This window comes from Comamonas trifloxystrobinivorans (assembly GCF_043359985.1).
Taxonomy (GTDB): Bacteria; Pseudomonadota; Gammaproteobacteria; order Burkholderiales; family Burkholderiaceae_C; genus Comamonas; species Comamonas trifloxystrobinivorans.
In genome coordinates this window covers 27,699-50,553 of record NZ_JBHZGV010000009.1, presented here as the reverse complement: position 1 = coordinate 50,553, position 22,855 = coordinate 27,699, and the positions used below count along the sequence as shown (strand labels likewise).

The window sequence follows — 22,855 nt, the reverse complement described above, 5'->3', positions numbered from 1 at the left end:
TCGCAGTCATTGATTTTTCGTCCCCACATTGGCAGACACTTTCTCGAGCAAGGCCGTCAACTGCTTGCGCTCTGGCTGCGTGAGATTGCCGTAGAGACTGGCGATCCAGCGGCCATGCTGCTCAAACACAGCCTTGGCAACACGCTTTCCTTTGCGCGTGAGTCGGATACGCAATGCGCGTCGGTCATTTGCGTCGGCATGCCTCTCAATCAACTCTTCACGCTCCAGCCCATCGAGCAGCCCGGTGACCGTAGCGCGGGTCACTCCGGCTTCTTCCGCCAACATATTGGGCGCCAGACCGTCGGAAACAGAATCCAGCAGAAAGAGCAGCACAAACCTCCCTTCGGACAGGCCATGCGGTGCCAGCAGTGCGGCGCAATCACTGTCGATCTCCGTGGCGAGTGACAGCGTCTGAAAGCACAGGCGAATCCCTTCCACATCTGGGAGATTGCGTCGTTCGGCCTCTCTTAGGAGAGCCAGATATTTCTGTTCCAACTTCATTTATTAGTCAACACATTGTATGGCGGCTAATTATATGCGAGATGCATACCTTCAAGCAAGTCGCTCAGGTATGCCACTTCAGAACTGAAACAGTTTCAGTCGTCTTGCGCTGCCAACAGATCGATTCCCTCAGGCGTCAACACCACCAGCCAGCGGCCATCGTCCTGCCACATACGCAGCAGACCGGGGCCGCGCTGAGCGCCCAGCATGGCGTCGGTGAGCATGGTGATCTCGCGCATCAGCACGCTCACGCTGGCGTCTAACCGCTTGCTCAAACGCGTCAAAGGAATCCCTTGCTGGGCACGTTCGCCGCGCGCATTCTGCTCGTCGTGAATGGCAAGCAGAATGCGCCAGGCCAGCGGCAATGCCGCTTCATCATTCATCAACTCAGGCAACGGCCTGCCCTGCTTCAAGCACTACGGGAATCGACTTGGAGGTCGGCGTGCCCGCATTGGCCGCAACGGCAGACAAAGGCACCAGCGGATTGGTTTCCGGGTAGTAAGCAGCAATATCTCCGCGAGGGATGTTGTACGCCACGAGTTTGAAGCCATCGGCGCGGCGCTCCTGGCCGTCGTCCCAGACCGTGCGGATGTTGATCCAGTCTCCGTCCTTCATGCCCAGCGCACGAATGTCTTCGGCATTGATGAACACCACGCGGCGCTGACCGAAAACGCCGCGATAGCGGTCGTCCATGCCGTAGATGGTGGTGTTGTACTGGTCATGCGAGCGTGTGGTGAGCAGCGTGAAGACGATCTGATCGCGCACACGCTCGCGTGCCTTGTGCGATGGGGTGTCACGCGGCACGTCGTGGGCGTAGAAGGTGGCCTTGCCATTGGCGGTGCTCCACACGCGCTCGCTGGCGGTGTTGCGCAAGCGGAAACCTCCGGGCACGGCCACGCGTTGGTTGAAGTTGGCAAAGTCGGGGAAGACTTTTTCAATCTCATCTCGAATCAGTGCGTAGTTGCCCATCAACTGCAACCAGTTCACACGGCTCTTGGCACCCAGTGTGGCGTGCGCCAATCGGGCCACGATGGCGGGCTCGGAGAGCAGATGCTCAGACGCTGGCGGATTGATGCCCATGGAAATGTGCACCATGCTCATCGAGTCTTCCACCGTCACGCCCTGCACGCCAGCGGCCTGCATGTCGATCTCGGTACGGCCAAGGCAAGGCAGGATCAGCGCCTCTTTGCCGTGCACCACATGGCTGCGGTTGAGCTTGGTGGTGACATGTACGGTGAGGTCGCAACGCTGCAGCGCCTTCCATGTTTCATACGTGTCGGGCGTGGCCGCGGCGAAGTTGCCACCGAGTGCAAAGAATACCTTGCCTTTGCCGTCGCGCATGGCCTCGATGGCCTCCACGGTGTCCACGCCGTTCTGGCGCGGTGGCTCAAAGCCGTAGACGTCGCGCAGCTTGTCGAGCAAGGCTGCGGGCGGCTTTTCCCAAATGCCCATGGTGCGGTCGCCCTGCACGTTGCTGTGGCCGCGCACAGGGCAAGCGCCTGCGCCGGGGCGGCCCAGGTTGCCGCGTAGCATCAGCAGGTTGACGATCATCTGAATGGTCGCTACCGAGTGCATGTGCTGCGTGATGCCCATGCCCCAGCAGGCGATCACGCTCTTGGCTTCGATGTACACATCCGCCGCGCTGCGCAACTGCGCTTCGGTCAGGCCCGATTCTTCTTCGATGATCTGCCACGACTCGCCGCGCAGGCTTTGCACCAGCGCTTCAAAGCCACTCGTGTGCTCGGCGATGAAGGCGCGGTCGAGCACATTGCCACGCGCACCGTCTTGCTCCAGCACATGCTTCATCATGCCTTTGACGGCCGCCAGATCACCGCCTACGCGCAACTGGAAGTAATGCGTGCTGATGGGCGTCGAGCCCAGCGTTGCCATCTCCAGCTTGTCCTGTGGGTCAGCAAAGCGCTCCAGCCCGCGCTCGCGCAGCGGGTTGAAGCTGACGATGCGTGCGCCGCGCTTATGCGCCTCGCGCAACTCACCCAGCATGCGCGGATGGTTGGTGCCGGGGTTCTGGCCGAAGATGAAGATGGCATCGGCCTTTTCAAAATCCACCAACTCCACGGTCCCCTTGCCCACACCAATTTGCGGGCGCATGGCACTGCCGCTTGGCTCATGGCACATGTTGGAGCAGTCGGGGAAATTGTTAGTGCCGAACTCACGCACAAACAACTGATAGAGGAACGCGGCCTCGTTGCTGGCGCGGCCCGAGGTGTAGAAGATGGCCTCGTTCGGGTCCGGCAGCGCATTCAGGTGCTTGGCGATGATGGCAAATGCATCATCCCACGCAATGGGGCGGTAATGATCGCTCGCCGGGTCATACACCATGGGATGCGTGAGCCGGCCCTGATCTTCGAGCCAAAAGTCGCTTTGCTGGGCCAGATCGCTTACCGTATGTTTGGCAAACAGCTCGGGGCCAGCACGGCGGGCCGTAGCTTCGGCAGCCACAGCCTTCACGCCGTTCTCGCAGAACTCGAAGGTAGACGCATGGTTGCGATCCGGCCACGCACAGCCCGGGCAGTCAAAGCCATCGGGCTGGTTGGCCGATAGCAAGGTTTTAGCGCCCTTGATCGCTATATCCTGCTGCAACAGCGTGTTCTTGACACTGTTGAGCGCGCCCCAACCACCGGCGGGACCTTTGTAAAAGGCAATTTTCTGTTCGTGCATGGCAAACCCTCCACTACAGTGAGTGGCTGAAGGCTTGCATTTCAGCGGTCTGGGCGCTGCCGGTCAAATTTCTTCTGCCTATGCCGGCATTCAGAATAAAAATGAGAGCAGACGATGCTCCACAGGCGCGGCAGCAAAAAACCGGTATTCAAACAGCACCGCTTAGCAGCGAAGCGGGCATGGAAATCAGGCTCCCAACACAGGCTTGCAACCAGCTTGGTCACCACGCTTATGCTTCACCTGAGATCCGTCAGGCCGCATGCTGGATCAGCTGCTTTGCAACGCCCCCGCGTGGTGCAAACACTGCCCCCGCCACACTTCATCACCCATCAACACCAACGCCGCTTGCAACGCCGGCATGCTCGCCTGCGTTTGCTGGTAAATAAACGCCACTTCGCTGTGCACGGCAGGCTCCACCAGCGGGGCAGCATGTACGCCCGGCAAATGGCGCACCGTGGCCAACACTGCGCCGGGCACGATGCTCGCCATGCCTGCTTCCAACACCGCTTGCAGCAAAGCCTGGACGGAATTGGTCTCCAGCACTGGCCGCACTTGCAGGCCGACCGAGGCAAAAGCGCGCTCGACGATCTGGCGGTTGTGCATGTCGGGCGTCAGCAGGCAAAGCCGGTCCACCCGCGCTTGTGCCCAGGGCAAGGGCTGGTCCCATTGCGGATCAGCGCTTTCCACAGCGCTACGGCAGCGCAGCAGGTAGTACTGCTCCTGGTATTGCGGCAGGCATTGGGTGCGCGGGCTGCGGATGCGGTCGCTGTAGCCCAGCGCCAGGTCCAGGTTCAGCGCTTCGAGCCCGCGCTCTATGTCGGGCGAGCTCATCGAATGCAATACAGGCTGCAGGGCCGGATGGCGCTCGCGCAGCAGCGCTGCAAAGCGCAGGAGCATGGGCATGGCCGTGGGCACGGCCGCCATGCGCAGCTGGCCTTGCAGGCGCCCGGCCTGGGCGGAGAGCGTTTGGCGCAGGCGCTCTTCCTGCATCAGCATTTCCAGCCCGGTTTGCAGCACCTGTTCGCCTTCGGGCGTGAGCCCGGCAAACAGGCGGCCGCGCCGCACAATGGCCACGCCAAACTCTTGCTCTAGCGCCCGCAAGGCATTGGACAGCGCGGGCTGCGTGATGTGGCAAGCCTCCGCCGCCCGCGCAAAGTGGCCGTGCGCTTGCAGCGCAGCCAGGTAGCGCATGGCGGCGAGGACGTTCATCAGGTGTTGCTGCTGACCGTGATGCTGGGGAACTTGGACGAGAAGTCCTTGGCCTGCTGTGCAATCTTCACGGCAATGCTGCGCGCCACTTGCTTGTAGATGCCAGCCACTTCGCTCTCCGGCGCGGCCACCACGGTAGGCGTGCCGCTGTCGGCCTGTTCGCGGATCTGCAGCGACAGCGGCAGCGCGCCCAGGTAATCGAGCTGGTATTCGGCAGCCATGTGCTTGCCGCCATCAGCGCCAAAAATATGCTCGACATGGCCGCAGTTGGTGCAGACGTGCATGGCCATGTTCTCGATCACGCCGAGCAGCGGAACGCCCACCTTCTCGAACATCTTGATGCCCTTGCGCGCGTCCAGCAGCGCAATATCTTGCGGCGTGGTGACGATAACGGCGCCCGTCACCGGCACGCGCTGGCTCAGCGTCAGCTGAATGTCGCCGGTGCCCGGTGGCAGGTCGATCAGCAGGTAATCCAGGTCTTTCCAGTTGGTCTGGCGCAGCATTTGCTCAAGCGCCTGCACGGCCATCGGGCCGCGCCAGATCATGGCCTGGTCCTGGTCCACCAGCAGGCCGATCGACATGACCTGCACGCCGTGGTTGAGCTTGGGTTCCATGGTTTTGCCGTCGCTGCTCTCGGGCTTGCCCGAGACGCCCAGCATCATGGTCTGGCTGGGGCCGTAAATGTCGGCATCCAGCACGCCCACGCGGGCGCCTTCGGCGGCCAGTGCCAGCGCCAGATTGGCCGTGGTCGTGCTTTTGCCCACGCCGCCCTTGCCCGAAGCAATGGCAATGATGTTCTTCACGCCCGGCAGCAAGGGCACGCCGCGTTGCACCGCGTGCGAGATCACCTTGTTGTGGATGGACACCGAAACGTTCTCCACACCCGGCACGGTTTTGGCAGCCGCCACCAGCTGGCTGCGCAGTTGCGGCACCAGGCTTTGGGCGGGGTAGCCCATCTCCACATCAAAGGCGACATCGCCGCCGCTGATCTGCAGATTGCGCACCGCGCGGGTGCTGACATAGTCTTTGCCCGTGTGCGGGTCTTGTACGCTGGCCAGGGCGGCCATCAGCGTGGTTTCGTTCACTGTCATCGTGTTCGCTATTCCTGAGACAGCAATAAGTCTAGCGAAGCTGGCTTGCCCTTGTGAAGCAGCGACAATCACGCCTGGGCCGCCCCGGCGGCAAACCTGTTCGATTGAAGAAAGAGCTGCGCCCGTGAAACTGAAGATGGCTGAGAATTCCGTGTTTGCGATTTTGCTGCGCTCGTCGTGGTGGATCAGTGTGGTGGTGGGCGCCGTCATCGTGCTGCTGTGCCTGGCCTTGTTGCCCAAAGACATCCGCTTTGTCGGCGCTGCCGGCAGCCTGCCTTTCCTGGTGATCGGGGCAATTGCCGCCAAGCGCCAGTGGAAAGAGCCCAGCAGCGCCGCCACCGAAGCGCTGCTGGCCCAGGCCACCAGCCTTTCGGCCCGCGACCTGCAAGCCTGGCTGACCCGCGCCTGGCAGGCCGAAGGCTATACCGTCACGCCACGCAAACAGGCCGATGCCGACATTCAGTTGCAGCGCGAAGGCAAAACCACCCTGGTGCTGACCAAGCGCAGCAAGGCTGGCGTACACGGTGTTGAGCCGTTGCGCGCTCTGCACGAAGCCGCACTGCAAGCCAACGCCGCCAGCGCCTATGTGCTGCTGCAAGGCGAGCTGAGCGAGAATGCCCGCCTGTTCGCCCGCGATAACCAGATTGCCGTGCTGCAAGGCAAGGGCCTGGCCACGCTGCTGCACAAAGCGCCAGCACCGTAAAAACAAGGGCTTGAAAAGCCACTGCAGCCAATGCGCGACAGCGAAGTTTGGCGCTTGGCCGGGCTTTCCGCTATGGTTCTGCCATGGCCTCCGCTTTGCACCACGACCCGCGTGATGGCCCGACGGCGATTGTGCTTTCGGGCGGCGGCGCGCGCGCTGCCTACCAGGTGGGCGTGCTGCAAGCGCTCTCGCGCCTGCGCCAGAACGCCGGGGCCGACCACGAGCCCACGCCCTTCCCCATTGCGGTGGGCACCTCGGCCGGCGCCATCAATGCGGCCGGCCTGGCCTGCGGCGCTGACCATTTTGACCGGGCCGTGCAGCGCCTCTCGCGCGTGTGGCGCAATTTCTCCACCAGCCAGGTCTATCGTGCCGATGCGTTTGGCGTCGCCCGCAGCGGCGCGCGCTGGCTGAGCCTGCTGACCCTCGGTTGGGCGCTCACGCGCTGGCACTACAGCAAGCCACGCTCGCTGCTGGACAACACGCCGCTGTTGCAATTGCTGCAAAACGAGCTGCCGCTGGAGAAGCTGCCACATTTGCTGCACAGCGGCCAGTTGGCGGCGCTGGCGATATCGGCATCAAGCTACACCACGGGCGAACACGTTACCTTTTACGAAGCCGGGCCGCATGTGCCGAGCTGGTCGCGCATGCAGCGCCGGGCGCTGCAAGACCGCATCACGCACCAGCACCTGATGGCCTCGTCGTCCATCCCCTTTATCTTTGCGCCCACCGAGATCAGCATTCGCGGCCAGTACAACTACCTGGGCGATGGCGCCATGCGGCAGACCGCGCCGCTGGCCCCTGCCGTCCACCTGGGCGCCAAGCGCATTGTGGTGGTGGGCGTGGGCCGCTCGCACGAGGTGGTGCAACTGCCGCAAGGTGAGCACCCACCCTTCCCCAGCCTGGCGCAGGTGGCGGGTCACGCACTGTCGACGATTTTTCTCGATGCGCTGTCACTGGACGTGGAGCGCGCCCAGCGCATCAACCACACGCTCAGCCTGATTCCGCCCGCCGAGCGCGAACGCGCTGCGCTGCGGCCGGTCGATCTGCTGGTGTTCACACCTTCGCAGTCGCTCGACGCGATTGCGCTGGCGCACCTGCAAGACCTGCCCACGCCGGTGCGGGCGCTGCTGGCCGCCGTGGGCGTTTCGGCGCACAACCACAGCATTGGCAGCGCGGCGCTGGCCAGCTACCTGCTTTTCGAGCCCGGCTACACCCGCGCCCTGATTGCGCTGGGCCGCGCCGACACCATGGCCCGGCAAGACGAAGTACGGGCCTTTTTTGGCTGGCCTGAGCGTGCGAATCCCCCGATCCGCCTGTCCGGCTCTGTAAACCCCTAAAATTGCCCGGTTCTGGTGCGCCGCGGGGCGCAGACGGTGGCCACCGGCCCGCCGTCCACGTGACCAGAACCCGTGCCCGGCCTGGGCCGAGCACCCTTCAGAGTGATCAGAAAGTTCCGCAACCCTATGTCTCAACGAAAGTTATTCGTCACCACCGCCCTGCCGTATGCCAACGGCAACTTCCACATCGGCCACATCATGGAATACATCCAGGCCGACACCTGGGTGCGTGCGCAGCGAATGCAGGGCAATGCCGTGAACTTTGTCGGTGCCGACGACGCCCACGGCGCGCCCATCATGATTGCCGCCGAAAAGGCCGGCAAGACGCCCCAGCAGTTTGTGGCCGACATCGCCGCCGGCCGCAAGCAGTACCTCGACGGCTTCCACATCGCCTTCGACAACTGGAGCAACACCGACAGCCCGGAAAACCACGAGCTGTCCAAGCAGATCTACCTCGACCTGAAAAAGGCCGGTTTCATCGAGACGCGCACCATCGAGCAGTTCTTCGACCCCGAGAAGAACATGTTCCTGCCCGACCGCTTCATCAAGGGCGAATGCCCTCGCTGCCACGCCAAAGACCAATATGGCGACAACTGCGAAGTCTGCAGCTCGGTCTACGCGCCTACCGATTTGATCAACCCGTTCTCGGCCCTGTCCGGTGCCAAGCCGGTGATGAAGTCGTCCGAGCACTTCTTCTTCAAGCTCTCCGACCCACGCGCTGTGGAGTTCTTGACCGAGTGGACGCAGGACGGCCAGCACGTGCAGCCCGAAGTGGCCGCCAAGATCAAGGAATGGTTTGGCGTGCGCACCAACCCCGATGGCTCGACCAGCGAAGGCCTGGACGACTGGGACATCTCGCGTGATGCGCCCTACTTCGGCATCGAGATTCCCGACGCACCGGGCAAGTACTTCTACGTGTGGCTGGACGCGCCCGTGGGCTACCTGGCTTCGCTGAAGAACCTGCTCAACCAGCGCGGCGAAGATTACGACGCCTACATGGCCGACCCGGCGCTGGAGCAGTACCACTTCATCGGCAAAGACATCATCACCTTCCACACGCTGTTCTGGCCTGCGATGCTGAAGTTCAGCGGCCGCAAGACGCCCACCAAGATCTGCGTGCACGGCTTTTTGACCGTGAACAACGGCGAGAAGATGAGCAAGAGCCGTGGCACCGGCCTCGATCCGCTCAAGTACTTGGCGCTGAAGATGAACCCCGAGTGGCTGCGCTACTACCTGGGTGCCAAGCTCAACGGCCGCAACGAAGACATCGACTTCACGGCCGAAGACTTCATGCTGCGCGTCAACTCCGACCTGATCGGCAAGTACGTCAACATCGCCAGCCGCGCTGCCGGCTTTATCAGCAAGCGCTTTGAAGGCAAACTCGGCCAGGTGTCCGAAGACGGCCAGGCCCTGCTCGCCACGCTGCGCGAAGCCAAGGACGGCATCGTTGCCGCCTACGAAGCCCGCGACACGGCCCGCGCTGCACGCGAGATCATGTTGCTGTGCGACAAGGTCAACAGCTATGTCGACGCCAACAAGCCCTGGGAGCTGGCCAAGAAGGAAGGCATGGAAGCGCGCCTGCTGGACGTGTGCACCACCTGCATCGAGGCCTTCCGCATTCTGACCATTTACCTCAAGCCCATCCTGCCCGGTGTGGCTGCCGAAGTGGCCAACTTCCTGATCGTGCCGCCCGAGAGCTTTGCCGACGTGGCCAAGCCCCTGGGCCAAGGCCACCAGATTGGCGAGTACAAGCATCTGATGCAGCGTGTCGACCCCAAGCAGCTCGAAGCCCTGTTCGAGCCACCCGCAGGCAGCGCCGCCGCTGCAGCCGCCGAGCCAGCCAAGGCCGAGAAAAAGGCGGCCAAGAAGGCCGAGCCAGTGATCGACCCCAACGCGCCCGGCGGCGAGCCGCTGGCCGAAACCATCAGCATTGACGACTTCGCCAAGATCGATCTGCGCATCGCCAAGATTCTGGAATGCAAGGCCGTCGAAGGCTCCACCAAGCTGCTGCAACTGACCTTGGACGTGGGCGAAAAAGATGCCGAAGGCAAGCCCACCACGCGCAATGTGTTCAGCGGCATCAGCAGCATGTACCAGCCAGAACAACTGGTGGGCAAGCTGACCGTGTTGGTGGCCAACCTGGCCCCGCGCAAGATGAAGTTCGGCCTGTCCGAAGGCATGGTGCTCGCCGCCAGCCACGCCGACGAAAAGGCGCACCCCGGCATCTATGTGCTGGAGCCCTTCCCAGGCGCACAGCCGGGCATGCGCATCCATTGATGGCCAGCTTTAGCAAGCTCACAAAGCCCCTGCGCCCCTGGGCCGCAGGGGCTTTTTTCTGCATGGCGCTTTCTGGCTGCACCGTGGTGGCCGTAGGCGCAGCCACAGTGGGCATTGCAGCATCGGCAGTTGGCGTGGCGGCCGACGTGGCCGTGGGCACCGCCAAGCTCGCCGGCAAAGGCGTGGGCAAAGCCTATGACGCGATATCGGACGACAAGCCCGACAACAGCGGCCTGAGCATCAAGTACCGCGAAAGCGACCCGAACCGCCCCTACCAGCCCGGCCCCGGCGTCAGCAATGCACGCGACCCGGAGACGCTGGAGCCTGTGACGGCCTCACCGGCAGCAGCAGCGCCTGCACCGGCTCCCGCAGCGCAAGCAGAGCCTGTGCGCCGCCTGGAGCCCAGCATCTCGGCGCCCTGAAACGCGGCGTGCTGATCAGTTGCCCTGGTAGCGCCCGGGCCGGTGGCTGATCCACAGAAAAATGCCCATGATCACCGCCGCCAGCACCGAGTAGGCCACGCGCTCCAGCGGCACCACCCACAGCGCCAGCAGCACGACGGTGCAGTCAATCATCAGCTGCACCTTGCCGGCGCGGATGCCGTAGCGCTCTTGCATATAGAGCGAGACGATGGTTGCGCCGCCCAGGCTGGAATGGTGGCGCGCCAGAAACAGGCAACCCGTGCCCATCATCAAACCGCCCAGAACAGCGGCGTACAAAGGGTTCAGATAGTCGATGTGGATGAGGCGCGGCCCCAGATCGGCCATCAGCGCCAGCATGGCCACCGACACAAAGGTCTTGAGGGTGAACTCCGGCCCCATGCGCCGCCAGGCGAACCAGTAGAACGGCAGGTTGATGGCGAAGAAGATCGCGCCAAACGGCAGACCGGTCACGTAGTGCAGCAAAAAGGCCAGGCCTGCGGTGCTGCCGGTGAGCAAACCCGCCTGGGCAAACAGCATCATCGTGATCGAGACAAAGAGCGAGCCGGTAAAGAGCGCCTGTGCGTCTTCAAAACGGCCATGGCGCAAGCTCGCCGCAGGTGCAGGGCTGCTGGCCACGGTGCCCGCAGATGGGGCTGGGCGGGAAAGCGGTGTAGACATGTCGGGTGGACTGCAAATTTCATGCCCGCGCCTGGGTGTGGCGCAGGCTGCCTGGCGCGGATAGCGCTAGGTAGTAACCCGAATTCTAGAGAGCTTTAGCCACCCCAAAAACGGTGCGGGCATCAGCTGCCCGCCCTTTTTTGTGCATTGCAGCAAAAGTGTTGCTGAACGGCTGCACCAGGGCGCTTCAGCTTTCGGCGCAGGCCGCTGGCAGCAAGGCGCTTGCTTGCGCCCGCGCCTTACTTGCTGGGCATGATCATGGTGCTGCCGCTGCGCACCACCTTGCCCTGGCTGTCAAACACCACGGTGAACAGCATCTTGGTGCTGGGCGGGTCGTTCCACTTCCAGTCCCACTCGGCCTCGTTTTTCAGCGGGTAGCTGCTGCGCTTGGCGGGCTGGCCGAGCAGGCGGCGCACCTCCTGCTGGTCCATGCCGGGGCGCACCTTGGCAAAGTACTCGGGCGCCAGCACCTGGCGCAGCGCGGTCATCTTGCCGTCTTTGCCGATGGTGATCATGTAGTTTTGCGTGCCTTCGGGCTGGCGCGTGTATTCGAGCGTGTGCGCGCCGTCGGCCTCGTCCCAGATCTGGTTGGGCGGGCCGAATTTGTCGCGCACGTCCTGCTCGGTCGAGACAAACTCCTCCAGCTCCTTGATGCGCTGTTGGTCGCAGCCCACCAAAAACACGGTCGCAGCGACTGCAGCGACGCCGATTGCAAGCTTGGTGACGAGGGACATGGTCAGGTTCGGTAGAATCGAGGAAAGAGGTAAATATAAGCCATGTCATTCTTCCAACGCCCCCATTACGAATCCGACGCCACGCAGTTCCTCCTCAAGCTCAAGGAACAGCGCCCACACCTGGAGCAAGGCCAGCGCGAAGGCCGCGCCCTGCTGTGGGACAAGGAGCTCGACCGCGATGAGCAAGCCGATTTCAAGGCTGGCCGCGTGGCACAAAAGCCCTACGTCTACCAGACCAACCACGATTGATCGGCCAGCAGCTGCTGGCAGAAAGCTCGGCCTGATTGCTTCCCAGCAATTACCAGGCAAGCACCGACAGCTCTTTATTTGATAGCAACCCATCCACCGCATGGCGCAACCCGGCAACCTGGATTCTGCTGACCCCGCCACCACGGCCGAGGCCGAAGCGGCGATGCCGGCAGTGGTCGACCAGGTGGCTTTGGCGCGTCTGTACGGCGAGCCCCTGTTCGCGTTGCCGCAGGATCTGTACATCCCGCCCGATGCGCTGGAGGTGTTTCTCGAGGCCTTTGAAGGCCCGCTCGACCTGCTGCTCTACCTGATCCGCAAGCAAAATTTCAATATTCTTGACATTCCGATGCTGAGTGTCACGCGCCAGTACCTGAGCTATGTGGACGAGATTCGCAGCCGCAACCTGGAACTGGCCGCCGAATACCTGCTGATGGCAGCGATGCTTATCGAGATCAAGTCGCGCATGCTGCTGCCGCCCAAAAAGCAGGCAGAAGGCGAAGAGGCCGAAGACCCGCGTGCCGAGCTGGTGCGCCGCCTGCTGGAATACGAGCAGATGAAGCTCGCCGCCCAGGGCCTGGGCGCTGCGCCCACCTACGGGCGCGATTTTCTGAAGGCCCAGGTCTTTATCGAGCAAGCGCTGCAACCGCGCTTTCCCGATGTGGAGATCAGCGAGCTGCAAGCGGCCTGGCGCGATATTTTGAAGCGCGCCAAACTGGTGCAAACGCACAAGATCACCCGCGAAGAGCTGTCGGTGCGCGAATACATGAGCGCCATCCTCAAACAGCTGCAAGGCCGCCGCTTTGTGGAGTTTGAAGACATTTTCGAGCCCGAAAAAGGCAGCACCGTGCTGGTCGTCACCTTTATCGCGCTGCTGGAGCTGGCCAAGGAAACCCTGATCGAGATCACCCAGGCCGAGGCCTTTGCCCCGATTTACGTGCGCCTGGCCTACACGCCGGTCTGAGCACTTTTACGATTTGTACGCACGGCTGCCGCGCCCGGCAGCCACGGTTTTGCAAGTTTTCCAGGAGAGACAACATGCCCCATCTGATCGTTGAATACAGCGCCAACCTCGAAGGTTTCCCCGAAGCCCAGGTGCTGGACGCCCTCAACGCCACCGTCATCGCCACCGGCCAGGTGCAAAAAGAAGCGGATCTGAAAAGCCGCACCTTCCGCACCGAGCAATTCGTCATCGGCAACGACCCCACCGCCTCGCGCGGCTTTGTCCACGCCGAGCTGCGCCTGCTCGCCGGCCGCACGCCCGAAGTCAAACGCGATCTCTCCGACCGCATCGCCGCCGTGCTGCGCGAACTCACACCCCACCCCGAAGGCATGCTGGTGCAACTGAGCGTGGATATTGTCGATATGGACAAGGGCGCTTACTACAAAGGCGCGCTGTAACGCGGCTACCGCGCTGCTTGCAGCAAGCTGAGCAGGCCGCCGTTTGGCGGCCTTTTCTTTTTTCTTCAGCCAGCCTCTGCGGTAAGGCTTTGATCAATCCCTCAACTGCGGCCCCGACCCCACCATCTGCGCCGGAATCCAGCCGCGCAAACTGTTGATAAAAGCCCAGCCCTGCACACGCGGCACATCAGCCAAGCGAATCACGCCTTCCGCCACCCGGCCTTCGGCCAAAGCCACTGCGCGGCCCACGCCGTTGAGCAAGCCGCAATGCAAGGGCGGTGTCACCCAGCGCCCATCGAGCATAGCGGCGATATTGCCGCGTGTGCCTTCGGTCAGCTCGCCAGCTTCGTTCCACAAAACCGTGTCAAAAACAGCGGCATCGCTGGGTGCCCAGCGCTCGTAGTGTGCGCGGCGCGTGGTTTTATAGCGGACGAATTCGCCATGCGCCTCGGCCAATGGCGCTGTCGCCCATTGCAACTGCACCAAGGCGGGCGATGGCGGGCAGGCAAAAGCCTGGCAATCGAACTGGCCACGAGCATTCAGCAGCAAGCGCACGCGCCACAAGCCTTGCGGGTGCGCGTCGGCCACGGTTTGCAAGGCGGCTTGCGCAGCAGCCTCGTTCCAGCGGTAGGCAAAATGCGCTGCCGCCGCAGCCATTCGCTGCACGTGCAAGCTGCGGTGGCGCAGCGTTCCAGCCTCCAGGGCCAAGGTTTCGATCAATCCAAAATCCATGCTGGCTCGCTCCAGAAATGCGCGTTTGTGCTGCCATTCGCGCCATTCGCCATCCGCCGTTGCATCAGCCGTGATGCCGCTGCCAATGCCACATTGCAATTGCTGGCCGCGCTGCACCACGGTGCGGATGGGCACATTGAAAGTGGCACGCACGCCGCCAGCGCCATCGGGCCGCACCACGCCCAACGCGCCGCAATACCAGCCGCGCGGGCCGCTTTCCAGCTCGGCAATCGCCTGCATGGCTGCCCGCTTGGGCGCGCCGGTGACCGAGCCGCAGGGGAACAAGGCCGCGAGCACATCGAGCAGGCGCGTGCCCTGCGGCAAACGAGCCCGCACGTCCGACGTCATCTGCCAGACCGTGGGCAAGGCTTGCAGCGCAAACAGCTCCGGCACGCGCACCGAACCCAGCTCGGCCAAGCGGCCCAGGTCATTGCGCAGCAGGTCGACAATCATCACGTTCTCAGCCCGCTCCTTGGCGGAGCTGCGCAACGCCTCGGCCTGCGCCGCATCTTGCTGCGGCGTGGCGCCGCGTGCGGCAGTGCCCTTCATCGGCCGGGTCAGAATCTCGCCCGAGCCACTGGCGGGCTGGTGCCAGTCAAAAAACAGCTCGGGCGATACCGACAGCACCTGCTCATCACCCATGTCCAAGCCCAGCGCATAACCACCCGGCTGCGCCCGCTGCAAAGCCTCAAACAAAGCGTCAGCGTCGCAAGCTGGCTCGCTGTGGGCTTGCAGCTGCTGCGTGTAGTTGATCTGGTAGAAAGCGCCGCTGGCAATGCCGGCGTGGATGCGCGCAATGCGCTCATCAAAATCTGCTCTGGCCAACGGCTGCTGCCACTGCATAGGCGGCAAGTCAGCGGTTGCTGGCGCGGCGGCTGGTTGTGCCGCCAGCACTTGTTCCGCGCTGAACAAGGCAAACCAGACCAGCGGGCCGGGCGCAGGCTTTTGCACCGGCAAGCGGGCGTCAAGCGCAGCAGCGGCCTCGTAGCGCAAACCGCCCACACAAAAATAGCCGTTACGCGCTGCTTGCTCCAACTGCAGCAACAAGGGCGCCAGCTCGGCGGCTTCGTGTGCCTGCAGCACTTGGACCGGCGATTGCAAATGCAGCTGCAAGCGCGGCGCACCAGCCTGCAAAGGCTGGCCCATGTCGATTCGGGCAGAAATGGGCGGTGAGTTGCGCATGGGCCGCAAGCATAGCGGCGCTGCCATGCCCCCAGAGCGTGTTGACGATCTGCTTGCGGCAAAATAGCGCTCCGCATGACTTCCACTCCCCGCCGCGCCATTTGCCTGCATTGCCTGCGTCCGCAAAGCGCCTGTATCTGTGCTTTGGCGCAGCCCGTGCTTTGCGCAGCACAAGTGCTGATCTTGCAGCACCCGCTGGAACTGCACGAGGCCAAAGGTACTGCCCGCCTGTTGCACCTGTGCCTGCCCGGCAGCCGGCTGGAAGTGGGCGAGCAGTTTGACGCAGCCCAGCTGCAGCAATGGCTGCACGCACCTTGGCAACCCAACGATGCACCGCGCCAGCCCGTGCTGCTCTACCCGCCTTCGCCCGATTTGCCAGCGCCGCCAGCCCTACCCGAGCCCTTGCCTGCCAGCGCGGTGCGTCTGGTGGTCATCGACGGTACCTGGCGCAAAAGCCGCAAGATGCTGTATGCCAACCCGGCGCTGCAAACCTTGCCACGCCTGGGCTTAGCGGCCAGCCTGCCGTCGGAATACCGCATTCGCAAAGCGCAGCGCGCAGGCCAGCTCTCCACGCTGGAAGCCTGTACCCATGCGCTGGCCGGTTTGGAGAACTGGGCTGCCGACGGCGCCGAACCCCAGGCGCTGCTCAACAGTTTTGACAGCTTGTTGAACCAGCTCACAGCGCAACGCAATCAGCAGCAGCCGAGCAACGGACAGCCCTAGAGCCCCCGGCGGAACCGGCGGCGAGCAAACGTATTGCCGTTCATCAAACCAGGCGGCAGCGCAGGCTCTTTCGGCTTGGCAGTACAGCACCACATGGTGTAAAACGCAGGCCAACTTCTGCTACGGCGAATCGCCTGCCTGTCATGCAAATTGTCCATTCCATCCCCGATCTGCGCGCCGCCCTGGCGGGCTGCCAGCGGCCTGCCTTTGTGCCCACCATGGGCAATCTGCACGAAGGCCATTTGTCTTTGGTACAGACCGCTCAGACACGCGGCACACTGACGGTTGCCAGTATTTTTGTGAACCGCCTGCAGTTTTTGCCGCATGAGGATTTCGACAGCTACCCACGTACCTGGGACTCCGATTGCGCCAAGCTGCAAGAGGCGGGCTGCGATGTTTTGTTTGCGCCGCGCGAGCACGATCTGTACCCCGTGCCGCAGCTATTCAAGGTGCAGCCCGATCCGGCCATTGCCGATATTTTGGAAGGCGAGTTCCGCCCCGGCTTTTTTACCGGCGTCTGCACCGTGGTGATGAAACTGTTCAACGCGGTCTTTGCCGGCACCGGTGGTGGCGCTGCGATTTTTGGCAAAAAAGACTACCAGCAGCTCATGCTGATACGCCGCATGGTGCAGCAGTTCGCCATGCCGATTGATGTGGTCAGCGTCGACACCGCCCGCGCCGATGATGGCTTGGCGCTCAGCTCACGCAACGGCTACCTCAGTGCGGCAGAGCGCCAGCAAGCCGTGGCTTTGTCGCAAGCCTTGGCAGAGCTGGCCCGCAGCGTGCGCAGCGGCGAGCAGGGGCTGGCCGAGCTTGAAGCCCAGGCCATGCAAAAGCTCCAAGCCCAGGGCTGGGCGCCCGATTACATGACGGTGCGCCAACGCACCGATCTGCAACCGCCACCTGACGCACAGACGCTGCGCGAAGGCCCTCTGGTGGTGCTGGGCGCAGCGCGCCTGGGTACAACGCGCTTGATCGACAATCTGGAGTTCTGAGCGGGCTAGCACGCCTTTCGCTGCGGATCAGCGCAGCACTGGCACGCCCTTTTGCCACTGCGGCCAGTTCTTCACCACGGCGTCGACAAAAGTGCCACCCACGGTGGCGACATTGGCCACGGTTTCGGCAAAGCCGCCTGCGGTTTCGCCGGGCTTGGGGTCCAGATGGGCCTGCGTGCTTTCGTTGGGGTTGCCCTGGTCAAAGTTGACCGAGCCGCGCAGGCTCAATATGCGCTCCGTGCCCTGCGTGCGCTTGAGCACCAGTGCAATGGCGGCGGCTTCCATCTCGGTGGCCACATAGTCGTCCGCACCATACAGCTTGGCGATGTACTGCGCCTCTTTCGACAAACCCGGGCCGTGGAAGAACGTGTCGCCCGTCATGTGCGTGCCCACATGCACGCTGGGCGCTTTGCGGGCCGCCGCATCCGGATAGCGCATGCGGTAGCTTTGCGCGGATTCGCTGTCTTGCAACTCCACTTTGCGCGTCATTTCATAGGCCGCCTTGGTCAGTGCCGGGCTCAGCTGAAAGCGGCGGTATTGCTCGTAGCCCTTGCGCGGCATGAAGACGGGCTCGCCCGGCTGGCCTTCTTCGGGTGCCCAGCGGTGGCCCAGGTCGTAATCCACCAGCCAGCTGCCCCAGGTGACGTCGCCAATCGTGCCACGCGAAGGCGGCGTACCGGCCACGCCGCTGATCACGTAGTAGGCCTTGGAGAAGTTGAACTGCGGGTTGAGCACGATGGCCTGCATCGAGGCCGATGAGTTGACCTTGCCCATGCCCAGCACGCTGCCGCAAACGCCGTCTGCGTTGCAGTACACCGGGTTCAGCGCGCCGGGCACGGTGATCGGTTTAGCGTTGAGAAAGTAGCGCTCGTACCAGTGCTGGAACTCACCCGCCCGGTCGCCCGTGTTCTGGCCAATCTCGAACATGGCGGCAATAAAGACTTTGACTTGGATGGGCGCGGCAGCGCTTGCGGTGTTTGGTGCGCTGGCTGCTTTGGGCGCGTTTGCGTTGGTGCTGACCATGCCGCAAGCAGTCAGCAGGAGCGCAGCAGCGGCGCTCATGCCAATCATGGCACCGCGCAGTGGCAGGCCGGCGGGGGTAGAGGCTGTCATGGCAAATCCTTGGTCCGGGAAAATCAGCAAGATTGTGCAGCATGCCCTATGCCAATGGGAGGCCAAACGGCCGCGACAACGCCCTGTTACAGCTCTACCGTGAACCCCACTTTTTTACCCGCGGCCACAATCTCACCCAAGGTTGTATCGTCCAGCACAATGCCGTCACGCTCTCGTGCCACACGGGCTGCTCGTTCAGGCTCTCCGGCGATCTGTACACCGTCAAACCCGGCACCGGCCGGGCTTTGGCGCAGCCAATCGACAAACGCGGTGGCCTCTTGCTCAAAGCGGGCCTGGGTGCCCAACTTGGCCGGGTCTATCAAGATGGTGAGCATGCCGTTCAACACTGTGCGCGCATTGTCTGCCGGGCGGTGCCAAGTGCCGCCGCCGCTCAGGGCGCCGCCCAGCAGCTCACAGGCCATCGCCATGCCGTAGCCCTTGTGCTCACCAAAGGTCATCAGCGCGCCAAACAGGCCCGTGTCCGGCTGCGGCACCACCACGACGCCGGGGTTGTTGGTGGGTGCGCCGTGTTCGTCGATCAGGTAGCCATCTGGCACCGATTCGCCTTTGTTGTAGGCAACCCGCATCTTGCCCTGCGCCACGCGGCTGGTGGCAAAGTCGAGCAAGAAGGGCGCGCCTCCCGGCAATGGCACACCAATACAACAAGGGTTGGTGCCGAACCTGCCGTCGCCGCCGCCCCATGGCGCGACTACCGGGCGCGACAACACATTGACAAAATGCAGTGCCACCAGCCCTTGGGCGGTGGCCATTTCTGCGAAGTGGCCGATGCGCCCCAAGTGGTGCGCGTGGGCCAGCGTCATGATGCAACTGCCGTGTTGCCGGGCCCGCGAAATGGCCAGCTCCATCGCCTGTACACCAACCACCTGGCCGTAGCCATATTGGCCGTCCAGCGCCAGCATGGTGCCGATGTCCATGTTCACGGTGACTGCGGCGTTGGGCTTGAGGCCGCCTTCTGCCACCGCGTCCACATAGCGCGGCAGCATGCCTACGCCGTGGGAGTCGTGGCCACTCAGGTTGGCCAGAACCAGGTTGGCGGCCACTTGCTCGGCTTCGGCGGGTGCGCTGCCGGATGCCATCAGAATGCGAGCGACTTGCTCACGAAGAACCGGTGCAAAAATGTGTTTGGGCATAAATAGAGGGTCTAATCCAACGGTGCTGATCGGAGCTTGCGCTACATCACTGCGCCCACTTGCCAGGGCACAAATTCATTTTGGCCGTAGCCGTGTTGTTCGCTCTTGCTGTGTGCGCCGGAGGCGGTAGCCAGCATCAGCTCAAAAATGCGCTGGCCCATCTCTTGGATGGATGCGCTGCCGTCCACAATCTCACCGCAGTTGATGTCCATGTCCTCTTCTTGGCGCTGCCACAGCACCGAGTTGGTTGCGAGTTTGAGCGATGGGGTGGGCGCGCAACCATAGGCCGAACCCCGCCCCGTGGTGAAGCAAATCAGGTTCGCGCCCCCCGCCACCTGGCCGGTAGCGCTGACGGGGTCATAGCCCGGGGTGTCCATGTACACCAGGCCGTGCGCGGACACGGGCTCGGCATATTCGTACACGGCCTCCAGGTTGCTGGTGCCACCTTTGGCCACTGCGCCCAGGGATTTTTCCAGAATGGTGGTGAGCCCGCCCGCCTTGTTGCCAGGCGAGGGGTTGTTGTTCATTTCGCCGCCGTTGATGGCGGTGTAGTTCTCCCACCAGTGAATGCGATCCACCAGCTTTTGCCCGACTTCTTGGCGCACAGCGCGCCGCGTCAACAGGTGTTCTGCACCATAAACCTCGGGCGTTTCACTCAGGATGGCCGTGCCACCATGGGCCACGAGAATGTCTACCGCGGCGCCCAGTGCCGGGTTGGCGCTGATGCCGGAATATCCATCCGACCCACCACACTGCAGGCCGACGGTAATGTGGGCTGCGCTGCAGGGTTCGCGCTGCACATCGTTGGCGCGGGGCAGCATCTCATGGATGAGGGCAATGCCTTTTTCCACAGTCTTGCGCGTGCCGCCGGTGTCTTGGATGTTGAAGGTGCGAAAGTTGTCCCCCTCGGTCAAGTGGCCGGAGCTGAGCCAGGTATTGATCTGGTTGGCCTCACAGCCCAGCCCCACCACCAGCACAGCCGCAAAATTGGCGTGCGTGGCGTAACCGGTCAGGGTGCGCTCCAGCACTTGCATACCCATGCCTTCGGTGTCCATGCCGCAGCCCGTGCCGTGGGTGAGTGCAACGACGCCGTCCACATGAGGGAATGCGGCCAGCGCCTGCGGGTTGGTTTTTCGCGAAAAATGGTCGGCTATGGCGCGTGCTGCCGTGGCCGAGCAGTTCACGCTGGTCAGCACGCCGATGTAGTTGCGCGTGGCCACACGTCCGTCCGAACGCTTGATGCCCATGAAGGTGGCCACGCGCGGGGTGGGTGCGGGTTTCACGTCCGCACCAAACGCATAGTCGCGAACAAAGTCGCCTTTGTCAGGGCCCATGTTGAGGTTATGTGTGTGCACGTGTTCGCCAGGCGCAATGGCTTTGCTAGCAAAGCCAATGATCTGGTTGTAGCGCCGCACCGGCGCACCCGGGGCAATGGCGCGCATCGCCACCTTGTGACCCGCTGGAATGAGGCCCCGTACAGCTACGCCTTCTACGCTGGTGCCCCCCACCAGTTGGGCGCGCGCAATCACTACGTCATCAGCAGGGTGGAGTCGGATAAAGGGAGTCATCATGAATGTCGTTTCCATGTGGTCATGTCCATGAAAGTGTCAGCGCATCATGCTGGGCAGCCACAGCACGGTGGCGGGCCAGTAGGTGATGATGAGCAGGCTGATGAGCAAAGGCACCAGCCACGGCAGAATCGCCATGGTGGTGCGCTCGATGCTCAGGTTGGCAATACGTGCCAGCACAAACAGCACCATGCCCATCGGAGGGTGCAGCACACCAATCATCAGGTTCAGCACCATCACCACGCCAAAGTGCACGGGGTCAATGCCCAACTGGTTGGAAATCGGCAGCAAGATGGGCACCAGGATCGTGATGGCAGCGGTGGTCTCCAAAAAGCAGCCGACGAACAGCATCAACAGATTGGCCAGCAGCAAGAAGATCCAGGGCTCCTTGGTGAAGTTGAGCACCCAGGTGGCGATGTCTGCGGTGACGCCCGTAGCGGTCAGCATCCATCCGAAAATGGATGCGGCAGCCACGATGAAGAGCACCGTAGATGTGGACTCCACTGTTTCAATGCACACCTTGAGGAAGGTTTTCCACTTCAGCGTGCGGTACCAGAACAGGCCGAGCACCATGGCCCACACGCAGGCGGCAATGGCGCCCTCTGTGGCGGTGAAGAGGCCTGTGGCCATGCCGCCGATCAGCAGCACGGGCGTCATGATGGGCAGCACCGCCTCGAACTTGAAAATCTTGTCCATGACGAACAGGAGGACCAGCGCCACCAGCACGGCTGGCTGCGCGGGCACGCCGAGCTTGTCCACCGTCAACCACAGCAAAGTGGGCCAGGCGCACACCACCAGCAACTCCAGCAGCGCCTTGATCAGACGGAGCCAATCGAACTTGATGTCCGCCCCCCAGCCGTTTTTGTGGGCGTAGTAGGCCACCGTCATCATCATGAGGATGGTCATGAGAGCGCCAGGCATCAGCCCCGCCAAAAACAAGGAACCCACCGACACGTTGGCCATCATGGCGTAGATCACGAAGGGCAAACTGGGCGGGATGATGGGGCCCAGCGTGGCCGACGCAGCGGTCACGCCCACCGCGAACTCGGTGCTGTAGCCATGCTCCTTCATCGCCTTGATCTCGATGGTGCCCAGGCCTGCCGCATCGGCAATGGCGGTGCCGCTCATCCCCGAAAAGATGACCGAGCCCAGGATGTTCACATGACCCAGGCCGCCCTTGAGCCAGCCCACCAACGCCAGTGCGAAGTTGTAGATGCGGTTGGTGATACCCGCGTTGTTCATCAGGTTGCCAGCCAGGATGAAGAAGGGCACGGCCAGCAGCGGGAAGCTGTCTACACCGCTGACCATGCGATGGATGACCACAAAAGGCGGCAGGTTGCCCGACCAGAGGATGTAGATCAGCGAAGCGCCCGCCATGGCCACGGCCACAGGGATGCCTGCACACATCAAAATCAGAAAGGCGATTTTCAACATGGTGAGGCTTCTTTCAGCGATCGTTGATCGTGCTTTCGGGCCGCTCCAGCACGCAATAGCCACGCCGCCAGTGGATCACGCTGACCTGTACCGAGCGCACCAGCATGGCCACAAAGCCCAACAGGCATACGCCATAGACAATGTTCATAGGCAGATCGACGATGGTCATGTTGGCGCTGTTGCCGATCTTGAGCATCATCTGCACCGTCATCACCACCGCGGCAGCAAAAAACAGCGTCCGAAGCACATCCACCGCAACACCTATGGCACGCGCCATGCCCGCTGGCATGTGGCGGTAGAAAAAATCCACCTGGATATGGTTGTTCTTGCGCACGCCGATAGCGGCCCCTACGAACACCACACCCACCAACAGGTAGCGTGCAATCTCTTCGGTCCATGCGGCAGAGTCATTGAACACGTAACGCGTGACGAACTGGTAGAGCACCGTCAGCCCCAGCAGCCAGAACAAGCCCAGCGCCAGCCAGGCCTCTGCGGTCGTGCCCGACAAGTCCACCACCTCGTCTTCGGCATGAAACTGCCCATCGTCACCGACGATTTTTGTATCTGTCATTGCTTTTTGTCTCCGTGGGGCAGAGCGAAGTCTGCCAAGCCAAGCGCAGCAATGCCTGTTCGCGCCCCCCGCAGAACTGGCTCAGCCAGACCGCGGATGTGGCCCCAT

The 22,855-nt window shown here is 62.7% G+C and carries 22 protein-coding genes; 9 read left to right on the top strand and 13 right to left on the bottom strand.

All coding sequences use genetic code 11. The features are described from left to right. Positions 1 to 6: 6 nt before the first annotated feature. The 5 genes from ACFIQF_RS12045 to apbC form a co-directional block, all read right to left on the bottom strand. A complete protein-coding gene (locus tag ACFIQF_RS12045) occupies positions 7 to 501 on the bottom strand; it encodes a MarR family winged helix-turn-helix transcriptional regulator (protein ID WP_393943097.1) in 495 nt (164 codons plus the stop codon). A gap of 95 nt (positions 502 to 596) precedes the next feature. After that, a complete protein-coding gene (locus ACFIQF_RS12040) occupies positions 597 to 884 on the bottom strand; it encodes a hypothetical protein (protein ID WP_393943096.1) in 288 nt (95 codons plus the stop codon). Between the two features lie 4 nt (positions 885 to 888). After that, entirely contained in the window at positions 889 to 3,180 is a 2,292-nt protein-coding gene (locus tag ACFIQF_RS12035) for an FdhF/YdeP family oxidoreductase (protein WP_393943094.1), read from the bottom strand. Between the two features lie 267 nt (positions 3,181 to 3,447). Continuing rightward, the gene (locus ACFIQF_RS12030; RefSeq protein ID WP_393943093.1) at positions 3,448 to 4,389 is read right to left on the bottom strand and encodes a LysR family transcriptional regulator; all 942 of its coding nucleotides are present in this window, start codon (positions 4,387 to 4,389) and stop codon (positions 3,448 to 3,450) included. Further along, entirely contained in the window at positions 4,389 to 5,480 is a 1,092-nt protein-coding gene (apbC, locus tag ACFIQF_RS12025) for an iron-sulfur cluster carrier protein ApbC (protein WP_393943091.1), read from the bottom strand. Before apbC ends, ACFIQF_RS12030 begins: the two co-directional genes overlap by 1 nt. A gap of 136 nt (positions 5,481 to 5,616) precedes the next feature. Here apbC and ACFIQF_RS12020 point away from each other — a divergent pair, with 136 nt between their 5' ends. The 4 genes from ACFIQF_RS12020 (at position 5,617) to ACFIQF_RS12005 (ending at position 10,219) form a co-directional block, all read left to right on the top strand. Further along, entirely contained in the window at positions 5,617 to 6,183 is a 567-nt protein-coding gene (locus tag ACFIQF_RS12020; RefSeq protein WP_393943089.1) for a restriction endonuclease, read from the top strand. Between the two features lie 83 nt (positions 6,184 to 6,266). Continuing rightward, positions 6,267 to 7,520: a patatin-like phospholipase family protein gene (locus tag ACFIQF_RS12015; RefSeq protein ID WP_393943088.1), complete on the top strand. Its 1,254-nt coding sequence runs from the start codon at positions 6,267 to 6,269 to the stop codon at positions 7,518 to 7,520. Between the two features lie 126 nt (positions 7,521 to 7,646). Further along, the gene (metG, locus tag ACFIQF_RS12010) at positions 7,647 to 9,797 is read left to right on the top strand and encodes a methionine--tRNA ligase (RefSeq protein WP_393943087.1); all 2,151 of its coding nucleotides are present in this window, start codon (positions 7,647 to 7,649) and stop codon (positions 9,795 to 9,797) included. Positions 9,798 to 9,859: 62 nt separating this feature from the next. Then, the gene (locus ACFIQF_RS12005) at positions 9,860 to 10,219 is read left to right on the top strand and encodes a hypothetical protein (protein ID WP_393943085.1); all 360 of its coding nucleotides are present in this window, start codon (positions 9,860 to 9,862) and stop codon (positions 10,217 to 10,219) included. A 15-nt stretch (positions 10,220 to 10,234) separates the two neighbouring features. Here the strand turns inward: ACFIQF_RS12005 and ACFIQF_RS12000 are convergent, their stop codons facing one another. Together ACFIQF_RS12000 and bamE are read right to left on the bottom strand one after the other, a co-directional pair. After that, the gene (locus tag ACFIQF_RS12000; protein ID WP_393943084.1) at positions 10,235 to 10,897 is read right to left on the bottom strand and encodes a YitT family protein; all 663 of its coding nucleotides are present in this window, start codon (positions 10,895 to 10,897) and stop codon (positions 10,235 to 10,237) included. Between the two features lie 239 nt (positions 10,898 to 11,136). After that, a complete protein-coding gene (gene bamE, locus ACFIQF_RS11995) occupies positions 11,137 to 11,631 on the bottom strand; it encodes an outer membrane protein assembly factor BamE domain-containing protein (RefSeq protein WP_393943082.1) in 495 nt (164 codons plus the stop codon). Between the two features lie 42 nt (positions 11,632 to 11,673). Here bamE and ACFIQF_RS11990 point away from each other — a divergent pair, with 42 nt between their 5' ends. The 3 genes from ACFIQF_RS11990 (at position 11,674) to ACFIQF_RS11980 (ending at position 13,278) form a co-directional block, all read left to right on the top strand. Next, positions 11,674 to 11,880, top strand: a complete 207-nt coding sequence (locus tag ACFIQF_RS11990; protein WP_393943081.1) for a DUF3460 family protein — start codon at positions 11,674 to 11,676, stop codon at positions 11,878 to 11,880. 163 nt (positions 11,881 to 12,043) lie between these two features. Beyond that, entirely contained in the window at positions 12,044 to 12,841 is a 798-nt protein-coding gene (locus tag ACFIQF_RS11985) for a segregation and condensation protein A (protein WP_393943412.1), read from the top strand. Between the two features lie 74 nt (positions 12,842 to 12,915). Further along, positions 12,916 to 13,278 (top strand): 5-carboxymethyl-2-hydroxymuconate Delta-isomerase, encoded by a 363-nt coding sequence (locus ACFIQF_RS11980; RefSeq protein ID WP_393943079.1) that lies wholly within the window; start codon positions 12,916 to 12,918, stop codon positions 13,276 to 13,278. A 93-nt stretch (positions 13,279 to 13,371) separates the two neighbouring features. Here ACFIQF_RS11980 and ACFIQF_RS11975 read toward each other — a convergent pair whose 3' ends face one another. After that, positions 13,372 to 15,192 carry a chorismate-binding protein gene (locus ACFIQF_RS11975; RefSeq protein ID WP_393943078.1) on the bottom strand — a complete coding sequence of 607 codons (1,821 nt, stop codon included), beginning with the start codon at positions 15,190 to 15,192 and terminating at the stop codon, positions 13,372 to 13,374. A 75-nt stretch (positions 15,193 to 15,267) separates the two neighbouring features. On the opposite strand from ACFIQF_RS11975, the gene ACFIQF_RS11970 reads away from it, so the two are divergent. Both ACFIQF_RS11970 and panC read left to right on the top strand, forming a co-directional pair. Continuing rightward, the gene (locus ACFIQF_RS11970; protein ID WP_393943076.1) at positions 15,268 to 15,915 is read left to right on the top strand and encodes a tRNA-uridine aminocarboxypropyltransferase; all 648 of its coding nucleotides are present in this window, start codon (positions 15,268 to 15,270) and stop codon (positions 15,913 to 15,915) included. Between the two features lie 143 nt (positions 15,916 to 16,058). Then, on the top strand, positions 16,059 to 16,910 hold the full coding sequence (gene panC / locus ACFIQF_RS11965; RefSeq protein ID WP_393943074.1) for a pantoate--beta-alanine ligase: 852 nt from the start codon (positions 16,059 to 16,061) through the stop codon (positions 16,908 to 16,910). Between the two features lie 27 nt (positions 16,911 to 16,937). On the opposite strand, the gene ACFIQF_RS11960 is transcribed toward panC, so the two are convergent. From ACFIQF_RS11960 to ACFIQF_RS11940, 5 genes are all read right to left on the bottom strand, one after another. Beyond that, positions 16,938 to 18,023 carry a purine-nucleoside phosphorylase gene (locus ACFIQF_RS11960; protein ID WP_393943073.1) on the bottom strand — a complete coding sequence of 362 codons (1,086 nt, stop codon included), beginning with the start codon at positions 18,021 to 18,023 and terminating at the stop codon, positions 16,938 to 16,940. Positions 18,024 to 18,109: 86 nt separating this feature from the next. Beyond that, positions 18,110 to 19,174 carry a malate/lactate/ureidoglycolate dehydrogenase gene (locus tag ACFIQF_RS11955; protein WP_393943071.1) on the bottom strand — a complete coding sequence of 355 codons (1,065 nt, stop codon included), beginning with the start codon at positions 19,172 to 19,174 and terminating at the stop codon, positions 18,110 to 18,112. Positions 19,175 to 19,215: 41 nt separating this feature from the next. Further along, on the bottom strand, positions 19,216 to 20,742 hold the full coding sequence (locus ACFIQF_RS11950) for a UxaA family hydrolase (protein ID WP_393943410.1): 1,527 nt from the start codon (positions 20,740 to 20,742) through the stop codon (positions 19,216 to 19,218). Between the two features lie 39 nt (positions 20,743 to 20,781). Further along, the gene (locus ACFIQF_RS11945; RefSeq protein WP_393943069.1) at positions 20,782 to 22,176 is read right to left on the bottom strand and encodes a TRAP transporter large permease; all 1,395 of its coding nucleotides are present in this window, start codon (positions 22,174 to 22,176) and stop codon (positions 20,782 to 20,784) included. A 13-nt stretch (positions 22,177 to 22,189) separates the two neighbouring features. Next, positions 22,190 to 22,747, bottom strand: coding sequence for a TRAP transporter small permease (locus ACFIQF_RS11940; RefSeq protein ID WP_393943067.1), 558 nt, complete (start codon positions 22,745 to 22,747; stop codon positions 22,190 to 22,192). Positions 22,748 to 22,855 lie beyond the last annotated feature (108 nt).

What these genes read in the sequence shown, in the direction of transcription:
- ACFIQF_RS12045 (WP_393943097.1), bottom strand. Translation starts at nt 501, where the DNA reads ATGAAGTTGGAACAGAAATATCTGGCTCTCCTAAGAGAGGCCGAACGA.
- ACFIQF_RS12040 (WP_393943096.1), bottom strand. Translation starts at nt 884, where the DNA reads ATGAATGATGAAGCGGCATTGCCGCTGGCCTGGCGCATTCTGCTTGCC.
- ACFIQF_RS12035 (WP_393943094.1), bottom strand. Translation starts at nt 3,180, where the DNA reads ATGCACGAACAGAAAATTGCCTTTTACAAAGGTCCCGCCGGTGGTTGG.
- ACFIQF_RS12030 (WP_393943093.1), bottom strand. Translation starts at nt 4,389, where the DNA reads ATGAACGTCCTCGCCGCCATGCGCTACCTGGCTGCGCTGCAAGCGCAC.
- apbC (WP_393943091.1), bottom strand. Translation starts at nt 5,480, where the DNA reads ATGACAGTGAACGAAACCACGCTGATGGCCGCCCTGGCCAGCGTACAA.
- ACFIQF_RS12020 (WP_393943089.1), top strand. Translation starts at nt 5,617, where the DNA reads ATGGCTGAGAATTCCGTGTTTGCGATTTTGCTGCGCTCGTCGTGGTGG.
- ACFIQF_RS12015 (WP_393943088.1), top strand. Translation starts at nt 6,267, where the DNA reads ATGGCCTCCGCTTTGCACCACGACCCGCGTGATGGCCCGACGGCGATT.
- metG (WP_393943087.1), top strand. Translation starts at nt 7,647, where the DNA reads ATGTCTCAACGAAAGTTATTCGTCACCACCGCCCTGCCGTATGCCAAC.
- ACFIQF_RS12005 (WP_393943085.1), top strand. Translation starts at nt 9,860, where the DNA reads ATGGCGCTTTCTGGCTGCACCGTGGTGGCCGTAGGCGCAGCCACAGTG.
- ACFIQF_RS12000 (WP_393943084.1), bottom strand. Translation starts at nt 10,897, where the DNA reads ATGTCTACACCGCTTTCCCGCCCAGCCCCATCTGCGGGCACCGTGGCC.
- bamE (WP_393943082.1), bottom strand. Translation starts at nt 11,631, where the DNA reads ATGTCCCTCGTCACCAAGCTTGCAATCGGCGTCGCTGCAGTCGCTGCG.
- ACFIQF_RS11990 (WP_393943081.1), top strand. Translation starts at nt 11,674, where the DNA reads ATGTCATTCTTCCAACGCCCCCATTACGAATCCGACGCCACGCAGTTC.
- ACFIQF_RS11985 (WP_393943412.1), top strand. Translation starts at nt 12,044, where the DNA reads ATGCCGGCAGTGGTCGACCAGGTGGCTTTGGCGCGTCTGTACGGCGAG.
- ACFIQF_RS11980 (WP_393943079.1), top strand. Translation starts at nt 12,916, where the DNA reads ATGCCCCATCTGATCGTTGAATACAGCGCCAACCTCGAAGGTTTCCCC.
- ACFIQF_RS11975 (WP_393943078.1), bottom strand. Translation starts at nt 15,192, where the DNA reads ATGCGCAACTCACCGCCCATTTCTGCCCGAATCGACATGGGCCAGCCT.
- ACFIQF_RS11970 (WP_393943076.1), top strand. Translation starts at nt 15,268, where the DNA reads ATGACTTCCACTCCCCGCCGCGCCATTTGCCTGCATTGCCTGCGTCCG.
- panC (WP_393943074.1), top strand. Translation starts at nt 16,059, where the DNA reads ATGCAAATTGTCCATTCCATCCCCGATCTGCGCGCCGCCCTGGCGGGC.
- ACFIQF_RS11960 (WP_393943073.1), bottom strand. Translation starts at nt 18,023, where the DNA reads ATGACAGCCTCTACCCCCGCCGGCCTGCCACTGCGCGGTGCCATGATT.
- ACFIQF_RS11955 (WP_393943071.1), bottom strand. Translation starts at nt 19,174, where the DNA reads ATGCCCAAACACATTTTTGCACCGGTTCTTCGTGAGCAAGTCGCTCGC.
- ACFIQF_RS11950 (WP_393943410.1), bottom strand. Translation starts at nt 20,742, where the DNA reads ATGACTCCCTTTATCCGACTCCACCCTGCTGATGACGTAGTGATTGCG.
- ACFIQF_RS11945 (WP_393943069.1), bottom strand. Translation starts at nt 22,176, where the DNA reads ATGTTGAAAATCGCCTTTCTGATTTTGATGTGTGCAGGCATCCCTGTG.
- ACFIQF_RS11940 (WP_393943067.1), bottom strand. Translation starts at nt 22,747, where the DNA reads ATGACAGATACAAAAATCGTCGGTGACGATGGGCAGTTTCATGCCGAA.